12 protein-coding genes and 1 tRNA gene are annotated in these 9,772 nt (G+C 67.2%); 12 read left to right on the top strand and 1 reads right to left on the bottom strand.

Annotated elements, in window-relative coordinates; all coding sequences use genetic code 11:
• The first annotated feature begins 48 nt into the window (after positions 1-48).
• The 5 genes from AC1DJN_RS17770 to AC1DJN_RS17750 are packed head-to-tail and all read left to right on the top strand — an operon-like array spanning position 49 to position 2,623.
• Complete coding sequence (locus AC1DJN_RS17770) at positions 49-201, top strand: hypothetical protein (protein ID WP_442251271.1); 153 nt, start codon at positions 49-51, stop codon at positions 199-201.
• Positions 194-385: a hypothetical protein gene (locus tag AC1DJN_RS17765; RefSeq protein ID WP_442251272.1), complete on the top strand. Its 192-nt coding sequence runs from the start codon at positions 194-196 to the stop codon at positions 383-385. Before AC1DJN_RS17770 ends, AC1DJN_RS17765 begins: the two co-directional genes overlap by 8 nt.
• A complete protein-coding gene (locus AC1DJN_RS17760) occupies positions 382-1,428 on the top strand; it encodes a DNA cytosine methyltransferase (RefSeq protein ID WP_442251273.1) in 1,047 nt (348 codons plus the stop codon). Before AC1DJN_RS17765 ends, AC1DJN_RS17760 begins: the two co-directional genes overlap by 4 nt.
• Before the next feature lie 11 nt (positions 1,429-1,439).
• Positions 1,440-1,775 carry a hypothetical protein gene (locus AC1DJN_RS17755; protein ID WP_442251274.1) on the top strand — a complete coding sequence of 112 codons (336 nt, stop codon included), beginning with the start codon at positions 1,440-1,442 and terminating at the stop codon, positions 1,773-1,775.
• 8 nt (positions 1,776-1,783) lie between these two features.
• Positions 1,784-2,623 carry a tyrosine-type recombinase/integrase gene (locus AC1DJN_RS17750; RefSeq protein ID WP_442251275.1) on the top strand — a complete coding sequence of 280 codons (840 nt, stop codon included), beginning with the start codon at positions 1,784-1,786 and terminating at the stop codon, positions 2,621-2,623.
• Between the two features lie 93 nt (positions 2,624-2,716).
• Here the strand turns inward: AC1DJN_RS17750 and AC1DJN_RS17745 are convergent.
• Positions 2,717-2,793: transfer RNA gene (locus AC1DJN_RS17745), tRNA-Arg, on the bottom strand.
• 185 nt (positions 2,794-2,978) lie between these two features.
• Here AC1DJN_RS17745 and amaB point away from each other — a divergent pair.
• From amaB to AC1DJN_RS17710, 7 genes are all read left to right on the top strand, one after another.
• A complete protein-coding gene (gene amaB / locus AC1DJN_RS17740; RefSeq protein WP_478039635.1) occupies positions 2,979-4,511 on the top strand; it encodes an L-piperidine-6-carboxylate dehydrogenase in 1,533 nt (510 codons plus the stop codon).
• On the top strand, positions 4,511-5,299 hold the full coding sequence (locus AC1DJN_RS17735) for an SDR family NAD(P)-dependent oxidoreductase (RefSeq protein WP_442251276.1): 789 nt from the start codon (positions 4,511-4,513) through the stop codon (positions 5,297-5,299). The genes amaB and AC1DJN_RS17735 overlap by 1 nt, the downstream gene beginning before the upstream one ends.
• 185 nt (positions 5,300-5,484) lie before the next feature.
• On the top strand, positions 5,485-5,775 hold the full coding sequence (locus AC1DJN_RS17730; protein ID WP_025874887.1) for a DUF4190 domain-containing protein: 291 nt from the start codon (positions 5,485-5,487) through the stop codon (positions 5,773-5,775).
• 7 nt (positions 5,776-5,782) lie between these two features.
• A complete protein-coding gene (locus tag AC1DJN_RS17725; RefSeq protein WP_478039633.1) occupies positions 5,783-6,553 on the top strand; it encodes a class I SAM-dependent methyltransferase in 771 nt (256 codons plus the stop codon).
• Positions 6,554-6,562: 9 nt separating this feature from the next.
• Positions 6,563-7,618 carry a quinone-dependent dihydroorotate dehydrogenase gene (locus AC1DJN_RS17720; protein WP_478039630.1) on the top strand — a complete coding sequence of 352 codons (1,056 nt, stop codon included), beginning with the start codon at positions 6,563-6,565 and terminating at the stop codon, positions 7,616-7,618.
• 8 nt (positions 7,619-7,626) lie between these two features.
• Entirely contained in the window at positions 7,627-8,691 is a 1,065-nt protein-coding gene (gene murB, locus AC1DJN_RS17715) for a UDP-N-acetylmuramate dehydrogenase (protein ID WP_051584982.1), read from the top strand.
• Between the two features lie 32 nt (positions 8,692-8,723).
• The gene (locus AC1DJN_RS17710; RefSeq protein WP_080148972.1) at positions 8,724-9,611 is read left to right on the top strand and encodes a DMT family transporter; all 888 of its coding nucleotides are present in this window, start codon (positions 8,724-8,726) and stop codon (positions 9,609-9,611) included.
• Positions 9,612-9,772: the final 161 nt, after the last annotated feature.

The following is a 9,772-nucleotide window of genomic DNA, read 5'->3' as shown; positions in this document are numbered from 1 at the left end:
GGACAGCGCCGGCCGGGAAGTCAGTGCACAACGTTCGGGAGATCGGTGATGGCTGACCAGCTGCTCACCGCTGCAATGGTCCACGTGTTCGCCATGGCCGGGTTCCTGGCAGGACTGGCCACCCTGTGGGCGATCAGCCGCGCATACCGCACCGCGCGCGCAGGGCTGCGCTGGTGCTGGCGGAGGTGCGCTCATGGCTGAACCTACCGACCACCGCGAGATCGGGCGGCAGCTGGCCAGCATGTCCGGGGTGGATCTGTCTGAGGCTCGGCCGGCAACCGTGCGCACATGGGAGGCCCGTGGGCTGGCCCTGCAGGCGCTGGCGCGCGGCGACATGGCCGAGGCGCAGCGGGTGATGGCACACGCCACCGGGGGCGCCCGATGAACTACTACAGCGAATGGGATCCCTACGCCGCGCAGTGGATCCGCAACCTCATCGATGCCGGGCTGATCCCGCCAGGCCATGTCGACACCAGGAGCATCACCGATGTTCAACCCTCAGACCTCGCCGGATACCGGCAGTGCCACTTCTTCGCCGGCATCGCCGGTTGGTCCCTTGCAGCTCGACTTGCTGGGTGGCCCGACGACCGCGAGCTGTGGACCGGCAGCGCCCCGTGCCAGCCGTTCTCTGTCGCGGGTAAGGGAAAAGCCCAGGATGACGATCGGCACCTGTGGCCCCACTTCCTTCGCCTCATCCGTGCCCGACGGCCCGCTGTCGTCATGGGAGAGCAGGTTGCGGCGGCGGTTGGCAAGAACTGGCTCGACGGAGTGTCTGCTGACCTGGAAGGAATCGACTACGCCTGCAGGGCGGTGGTTGTCCCGGCTTGTGCCGTCGACGCGCCCCACCGACGGGACCGCCTCTGGTTTGTGGCCCACGCCGGCGGCCAGGGACTGGCGCAGCGAATCGGCGACACCCGAGTTCCATGCAAAGTGGGCGGCAAATCCGAAGGGAAAGACGCTTCCAATGATGATCGCGCTGATGCACGCGCTCTGGCCCACGCCGACTGCATCGCTGGCGGACAAGGGCGTTCGGTCGACGGAGGGTGCGATCAGGGAAGCGGCGAGAAGCCATGGACCGGACCTGGCCGCGGTGAGTGCAGCGGCGGTAATGTGGCCGACAGCAACGGCAACGGATGCGAACCGCGGGATCCTTCCTCCGCGCCCACACGACACTGGAGTGCCGCTGAATCAGTCGGTAGCCCTGGCGCTTGGGATCAAGCCGGATGGATCATCGGACACGACGGGAAAGCCCGGCGGTTTGAACCCAGCATTCGTCTGCTGGCTCATGGGGTTCCCGGCCGCGTGGGACGCCTGCGCGCCTACGGCAACGCCATCGTCCCGCAAGTCGCGGCCGAAGTGATCGGCGCCTACATGGACTGCTATCCGGATCCAGACGAGCAGCTGCGCGCTGCGCTGGCCGCGAACTGAAGGAGGACCCGATGGGAGCTGCTGAAAAGCTGGACATCGTCGGAAAGGACTGGCTGACCGTGGACGAGGCCGCGCACTACTGCGGGGTGTCCCGAAGCCAGTTCGATTCGAACATCGCCGACTACGGCATCGAACCCCGAAATTTCATGGGCAGAAAGCTCTACGAGAAAGCTGCCCTCTACTCTGCAATCTACGGCTCCAGACAATGGTCAAGGTCACAATCTTCTGGCGGGACGGCGCCGCGTACCTCAACTGGCGGGAAGGCGGCAAGCGAAGCCGTGTCGCCATTGGTCGCGTCGGCCCACGCGAAGCTGAGGGCGTACGAGCAGCGAAAGAAGCGGAACTGACCCATGGCGTGCGTATCCTTCCCCGGCTACCCACTGTCAGGGACTTCCTGGAGGCGTACCTGGATTGGTACAAGGCCGAGCACCCGACCACGCACGGCAAGGCCAAGAGCGAGGTTCGGTTGTTCATTGCCCGGTTCGGCCATCGCCCCATCGATACCCTGCGGCCGATGGAAATGGAGTCCTACAAGACGGACCGCCTGACCAAAGATAAGGTGGCCCCGGAGACCGTAGGCAAGGAAGTGCGCAGGCTGCAGGCGGCATTTCGTCGTGGCGTGAAGTGGAAGGAACTGGATTTCAACCCGCTGGAGGAAACCCAGGCACCGCGCGGCGTCCGTAGCGTCGCCGTGCGGTTCTACGACCGGGGGGCGATGCGCAAGCTCTACCGAGCAAACCCAAGCCGGGCGCCCCTGTGGCTGTTCATGGCCCACACGGGGCTGCGCCGTGGCGAGCTGGTTGGGCTGGGCAAGGATTCAGTGACCGGGCGGAAGCTCAGGGTCGAGAGCGATCCAGACGAAGATGGCGAGGGACGCACCAAGTCGGGCAAGTGGCGCGAGGTGCCGCTGAACCGGTATGCGCGCTGGGCGCTGCGCCACCTACCCGATCCGCTGGTCGCCGTGCACAAGGACACGGTATCCGACTGGTTCGCCTCGGATGCCAAGCGTGCGGGAATCGGCGGCAGCCTGCACCGGCTACGGCACACCTTCTGCGCCCATATGGTCATCGCTGGGGTGCCGTTGCGAAGGGTGCAGATCTTGGCGGGCCACGCCGATTACGCCACGACCGAGAAGTTCTACGCCCATCTGACGCCTGAAGGCGACGATGGCGCTGTGGCGAAGCTCAGGTACTGAGCGGGACCGCTGGGACCACTGGGACCAAATCCTGTGGATATGCGGGAAACAGTGGGAATTGCACGCCACTGTGCTGACCTAAGTCATTGATTATGGTGACCCCGGCCCGATTCGAACGGGCGACCTTCCCCTTAGGAGGGGGACGCTCTATCCAGCTGAGCTACGGGGCCATGCAGCCGCCAAGTTTACAGGCAAGCCGCCCTGCCCTCCAAGCTTTCATCTGCCACACCATTGCCACTGGCGCGGCGCACCATGGCCAGTCCGGGCGCTCTGCTACCATCGGCGGCTCAGTTCGTCGCGCCCCCACCTGCCCGCGACGGCACCAAACACAACGTAACGAAACACAGGAGTCTGCATGTCTTCCGAGCTGCTCAAGTCCCTTGGTCTGGACGCGATCAACGCTGGCACCTACCTGGGCAACGGGGAGTGGTCGAGCGCTACCGGCGGTGAACTGATCACCCCGATCAATCCGACCACGGGCGAGCCGATCGCGCAGGTCCGCGCCACCACCGAAGCCGAGTACGAAACCGTCATCGCGCGCGCCCAGGAAGCCTTCAAGGTCTGGCGCACCACGCCGGCCCCGCGTCGCGGTGAAGCAGTGCGCCTGTGCGGCGAAGCGCTGCGCAAGCACAAGGATGCGCTGGGTTCGCTGGTCGCGCTGGAAATGGGCAAGAGCAAGCCTGAAGGCGACGGTGAAGTGCAGGAGATGATCGACATCGCCGACTTCGCCGTGGGCCAGAGCCGCATGCTGTACGGCTACACCATGCATTCCGAACGCCCCGGCCACCGCATGTACGAGCAGTACCAGCCGCTCGGCCTGGTCGGCATCATCAGCGCGTTCAATTTCCCGGTGGCGGTGTGGGCATGGAACTCGTTCCTGGCCACGATCTGCGGCGACATCTGCCTGTGGAAGCCGTCCAACAAGACGCCGCTGACCGCCATCGCCTCGATGCGCATCTGCAATGAAGCGCTGCGCGATGCCGGTTTCCCGGACCTGTTCTTCCTGATCAACGACGCCGGCACCGCGCTGTCGGAAAAGATGGTGGCCGACAAGCGCGTGCCGCTGATCAGCTTCACCGGCTCGACCCAGGTCGGCCGCACGGTCGCCGAGAAGGTCGCCCACCGCCTTGGCCGCTGCCTGCTGGAACTGGGCGGCAACAACGCGATCATCCTCGACGAAACCGCCGACCTGAAGCTGGCGATTCCCGGCATCGTGTTCGGTGCGGTCGGCACCGCCGGCCAGCGCTGCACCACCACCCGCCGCCTGATCGTGCACGAATCCATCCATGACGACGTGCTGGCCACGCTGGTCAAGGCGTACAAGCAGGTGGAAGGCAAGATCGGCGATCCGACCGACCCGGCCAACCTGATGGGCCCGCTCAACAGCGACGGCGCCGTGCAGCAGTTCCTGGCGTCCATCGAAAAGGCCAAGGCCAGCGGCGGCACCATCGAAACCGGCGGCACGCGCATCGACCGCGCAGGCAACTTCGTGCTGCCGGCCATCGTCACCGGCCTGAAGAACAGCGATGAAGTGGTGCAGCACGAGACCTTCGCGCCGATCCTGTACGTGATGAAGTACAGCACGCTGGACGAAGCCATCGACATGCAGAACGGCGTGCCGCAGGGCCTGTCCTCGTCGATCTTCACCACCAACCTGAAGACCGCCGAGCGCTTCCTGTCGGCGGCCGGTTCGGACTGCGGCATYGCCAACGTCAACATCGGCMCSWSSGGCGCGGARATCGGYGGCGCCTTCGGTGGCGAGAAGGAMACSGGCGGYGGTCGCGAGTCCGGTTCGGAYGCATGGAAGGTCTAYATGCGCCGCCAGACCAACACCATCAACTATTCGGATTCGCTGCCGCTGGCCCAGGGCATCAAGTTCGACCTGTGATGGCGGAGAGCGCCTCCCCGCGCGACGGCCGGCCGGTGATCGATTTCACCGGCCGCCGGGTGCTGATCGCCGGTGGCAGCAAGGGCATCGGCCGCGAACTGGCGCTGGCCTTCGCCCGCGCCGGTGCGCAGGTCTCGGCCTGCGCCCGCGGCCAGGCCGGACTTGACGCCCTGCAGGCCGATGCGCAGGCCCAGAGCACGCAGCTGCACACCTTCGCCACCGATCTGGGCGACCTCGGCCGCATCGGCGCCTGGCTGCAGGCCGCTGCCGACGCGCTCGGCGGCATCGATGTGCTGGTCAACAACGCCACCGGCTACGGCATGGCCGATGACGAAGACGGCTGGGCCGCCAGCCTGCAGATCGATCTGATGGCGGCGGTCCGCGCCTCGCGCCTTGCGCTGCCGTGGCTGCGCGCCTCGTCCGACGCCTGCATCCTCAACCTGTCCTCGATCGCCGCGCAGCAACCGCGTCCCGGCGGCGCACCGTATGCGGCGGCCAAGGCCGCGCTGTCGCACTACACGACGTCGCAGGCCCTGGCGCTGGCGCCGGACCGGATCCGGGTCAACGCCATCGCACCGGGCTCGATCGAATTTGCCGATGGCCTCTGGGATCGACGTCGTGTCGAAGATCCCGCCCTGTACCACGGCACCCTGGCGAAGATTCCGTTCGGCCGCTTCGGGCAGCCGCGCGAGATCGCCGATGCCGCGCTGTTCCTGTGCTCGCCGCTGGCGCGCTGGATCACCGGCCACGTGCTCAATGTCGATGGCGGCCAGGTGCTGATGGGCTAGCCGATCCCTCGGTAGCTACCAACCTTGGTTGGCGCCGCATTCGTCGACCAAGGTCGGCGCCTGCCAAAGCCACCCCGCGCTCGGCTCCGATGGTTGCCAACCTTGCCTGGCAGCCTTGCATTGGCCGGACCATGGGATTGCCGGGGCAGACGCACTATCATGTCGGCACTGCCACGGAGGACTCGATGAGCGTGCCACCCCGACAGAGCAACGCCCTGGCCGTGGTCAGCCTGATCGCGGGCATCTGCAGTTGGACCGTGCTGCCGGGTGTCGCTGCCCTTGTTGCCATCATCACCGGGCACCTGGCCCGCGCCGAGATCCGCCGCCGCGCCGGCGAACAGGACGGCGATGGCATGGCCCTGGCCGGGTTGATCATGGGTTGGCTCAACATCCTCGCTGCGGTGGGCCTGGTGGCCATCCTGATCTTCGCGATGGTGGCCGCCGGCGCCGACGCCAAACCTGGACTGCGCTGGTGAAAGCACGATGACCTCCGCCGACAGCACTGAACGCTTCAGCAGCCGCGTCGCGGACTATGTCCGCTACCGCCCGGACTATCCGCCTGCCCTGATGGACTGGCTGCATGGCCCCATGGCCGTGGCAACCAGCGCGCGTGTCGCTGACATCGGCGCCGGCACCGGCATCTCCAGCCGGCAGTTCCTGGCCGCCGGCCATCCACTGGTCGCCGTCGAACCCAACGCGGCGATGCGCGCCGCCGCCGAGCACTGGCTGGCGCCGCAGTATCCGCAGTTCTCCGCCGTCGATGGCCGCGCCGAGGCCACCGGGCTGGCCGATGCCAGCGTTGATCTGGTCGGCGCCGCGCAGGCCTTCCACTGGTTCGACACCGTGGCCGTGCGCGCCGAGTGGCAGCGCATCCTGCGCCCGGGCGGCCTGGCGCTGATCTACTGGAATTCGCGCCTGCTCGATGCCAGCCCGTTCCTGGTCGGCTACGAACAACTGCTGCTGGACTACGGCACCGACTACACCGCCGTGGCCGAACGCTACCAGGACGATGCCACCATGCAGGCCTGGTTCRGCTCCGGCCTGCGCGGCATGGTGCAGCTGCCGAACGTGCAGCACCTGGACCTGGACGCCCTGCGCGGGCGCCTGCTGTCTTCTTCCTACGCGCCGCAGCCCGGCCATCCGCGCCACGCGCCGATGCTGGCTGCGCTGCAGGACCTGTTCGCCGCCCACGCGGTCGACGGCCAGGTCGCTTTTGAATATCGAACCCGAGCCTTCCTCGGCACGCTGGACTGAAACCAACGCATGTATTCGCTTGCCCGCCCCTTCCTGTTCTCGCTCGACGCCGAACGCGCCCACGGTCTCGGCCTGTCCGCTCTGGACCTGGCCTATCGCACCGGCACCACGCCGCTGGTGGCCGCACGCATCGCGCCGATGCCCAGCACGGTGTTCGGGCTGACGTTCCCCAATCCGGTCGGCCTTGCTGCCGGCCTGGACAAGAATGGCGAGCACATCGATGCACTGTTCGCGCTGGGCTTCGGCTTCGTGGAGATCGGCACGATCACGCCGCGACCGCAGGCCGRCAACCCCAAGCCACGCCTGTTCCGGCTGCCGGCGCACAACGCGATCATCAACCGCATGGGCTTCAACAACGCCGGCGTGGATGCGCTGGTGCGCAACGTCGAACGCGCGCGCAACCGGCGCGGCCTGCTCGGCATCAACATCGGCAAGAACAAGGACACCCCCAACGAACAGGCGGCCGATGACTACATCGCCTGCATGGACAAGGTGTACCCGCTGGCCGACTACATCACCGTCAACATTTCCTCGCCCAACACGGCCGGCCTGCGCGAGCTGCAGGAAGAGACCGCGCTGCGGCAGCTGGTCAGCCAGCTGCGTGAGCGCCAGGAATCGCTGGCCGCGCAGCATGGCCGACGCGTGCCAATGCTGGTGAAGGTGGCCCCGGACCTCAGCGAGCGCGACATCGACGCGGCCGCGCGCGTACTTGGCGAACTGCAGGTGGACGGCGTGATCGCCACCAACACCACCATCGACCACAGCCGGGTTGCCGGCGATCCGCTGGCCAATGAAGCCGGCGGGCTGTCCGGCGCACCGGTGCTGGAACAGTCCACCCTGGTACTGCGCCGCCTGCGTGCACGCCTGCCCGAATCAGTGCCGCTGGTCGGTGTCGGCGGCATCCTGTCCGGTGCCGACGCCGTGGCCAAGATGGCCGCCGGTGCGGCGCTGGTGCAGTGCTACAGCGGCCTGATCTTCAAGGGCCCGGCATTGGTCGCCGACTGCGTGGAGGCGATCCGTCGCCGACGCGAGGCGCCCAGCCGCGGCGCGGTGGCACCCCTGTGAGCACGCCCATGGACGACACCAACAACGCTGCAGCACCGCTGCGCTGGACCCTCACCCACAACGCGCCACTGCAGGCCCTGAACACGTTCCACGTGCAGGCCAGCGCAGCGCAGTTGCTAGAACTGCACGACGCCGCGCTGCTGCCGGAGGTTCTGGCGTTGCCGGAAGTGGCCAATGGCCCGCTGCTGGTGCTCGGCAGCGGCAGCAATGTGCTGATCGCAGAGGACCTGCCCGGCACCGTGCTGGTGTTCGGCAACCGCGAAATCAGCTTCCTCGAACACCGTGCTGACCACGCCGTGATCCGCGCTGGAGCCGGCGTGTCCTGGCACGGGCTGGTGATGTGGTCGCTGCAGGAAGGCCTGTCCGGCCTGGAAAACCTGGCCCTGATTCCCGGCACCGCCGGCGCATCGCCGATCCAGAACATCGGCGCCTATGGCGCGCAGGTCGGCGAGTTCATCCAGACCGTAGAGGCCTGGGACTGCCAGGAAAAAACCTGGGTACGGCTGGACAACGAACAGTGTGGCTTCGCCTACCGCGACAGCGTGTTCAAGCAGCAGCCGGACCGCTACCTGATCACCGCCATTGAACTGAAACTGCCGCTGCTGCACGACCTGCGCATGGGCTACGCCGGCATCCGCGAAGAACTGCAGGCGCAGGGCGTGGAACTGCCGAGCGCGGTGGACGTGGCCAATGCGGTGATCGCGATCCGTCGCCGCAAGCTGCCCGACCCCGACGTACTGGGCAACGCAGGCAGCTTCTTCAAGAACCCGGTGCTGCCGCTGGAACAGGTGGAGGTGCTGCTGCAGCACTTCCCCGAGCTGCCGGTGTTCCCGGCGGACCGTGATGACCGCCGCAAGGTCTCGGCGGCCTGGATGATCGAATCCTGTGGCTGGAAGGGCTTCCGCGAAGGTGATGCCGGCGTTGCGCCCAGCCACGCGCTGGTGCTGGTCAACCACGGCAACGCCACCGGCACTGAACTGCTGGCGCTGGCACGGCGGATCTCCGCCTCGGTACTGGAGAAGTTCGGCGTGCCGATCGAACCGGAGCCCCGCCTGCTCGGCGCACAGTGGTGAGCACACCCGCCCTACCCGCCAGCGCCACCCCATTGCGGGCGGCGCTGCTGATGCTCGGCAGCACCATGGCGTTTGGACTGATGGCGGTGGCGATCCGCTACGCCACCCGCTACGTGCCGACCCAGGAAGTGGCGTTCTTCCGCAATGCCTTCGGCCTGCTCGCCCTGCTGCCGATGCTGCTGCGCCCAGGCCATGCCCCGTTGAAGACCCAGCAGCTGCCGCGCTATTTCCTGCGCAGCGCGATCGGCCTGGGCTCGATGCTGTGCGCGTTCTGGGCGTTGGGCCACCTGCCCCTGGCACAGGCCGTTTCGCTGTCCTACTCCACCCCGTTGTTCGTCACCATCGCGGCGGTGCTGTGGCTGGGCGAAACGGTACGCGTACGGCGCTGGGCAGCGGTGGTGGTCGGCTTCATCGGCGTGCTGGTGATCGTGCGGCCGGGCACGGCCGGCTTCACGTCCGGCAGCCTGATCGCCGTGGCCGCCGCCGTGCTCAGCTCGCTGGTGGCGATCCAGATCAAGCAGCTCACCCGTATCGACAGCGCCGACACCGTGGTGCTCTACACCTACGTGTTCTGGGTACCGCTGTCGCTGATACCGGCCTTGTTCGTATGGGTGTGGCCCACCGGCATCGCCTGGGTCTGGTTGCTGGCCACCGGCGTGCTGGGCACCATCGGCCAGTTGCTGTGGACACGCGCACTGCGCCTGGGCGAAGTCTCCGCGCTGACCCCGATCAGCTTCCTGCAACTGCCGCTGGTGACCTTGTGTGGCTGGCTGTTGTTCGCAGAGACGGTGGATCGCTGGACCATCATCGGCGCGGGCATCATCCTCGCCGCCAACGCCTACATCGCCCATCGCGAAGCAGTGCTTTCACGGCGTGCAGCGAGCGTCGCCGCGAGCGCAGCGGCCAAGCCGGCAGAGTAAGGGTTCCGGCCGGGCTGCGCCCGGCACCCGCGGTAGTGCCGGCCGCTGGCCGGCAACCTCAACAGCAACAGCAACAGCAACAGCGGGCATTCCGTGGGATGGCGGGGTGGGTCCGGTTGCGGGGGACGCCGTAAATCCGTCCATGGAGGCTCGGTCGCGCC

It is taken from the genome of Stenotrophomonas sp. 05L414_2, from assembly GCF_056397905.1.
Note: the sequence above shows the minus strand (reverse complement) of the source record. Positions and strands in the feature narration are given on the sequence as shown.

Bases quoted from the DNA above. Each gene is read 5' to 3' on its own strand.
- AC1DJN_RS17770 (WP_442251271.1), top strand. From the start codon at position 49: ATGGCTGACCAGCTGCTCACCGCTGCAATGGTCCACGTGTTCGCCATG.
- AC1DJN_RS17765 (WP_442251272.1), top strand. From the start codon at position 194: ATGGCTGAACCTACCGACCACCGCGAGATCGGGCGGCAGCTGGCCAGC.
- AC1DJN_RS17760 (WP_442251273.1), top strand. From the start codon at position 382: ATGAACTACTACAGCGAATGGGATCCCTACGCCGCGCAGTGGATCCGC.
- AC1DJN_RS17755 (WP_442251274.1), top strand. From the start codon at position 1,440: ATGGGAGCTGCTGAAAAGCTGGACATCGTCGGAAAGGACTGGCTGACC.
- AC1DJN_RS17735 (WP_442251276.1), top strand. From the start codon at position 4,511: ATGGCGGAGAGCGCCTCCCCGCGCGACGGCCGGCCGGTGATCGATTTC.
- AC1DJN_RS17730 (WP_025874887.1), top strand. From the start codon at position 5,485: ATGAGCGTGCCACCCCGACAGAGCAACGCCCTGGCCGTGGTCAGCCTG.
- murB (WP_051584982.1), top strand. From the start codon at position 7,627: ATGGACGACACCAACAACGCTGCAGCACCGCTGCGCTGGACCCTCACC.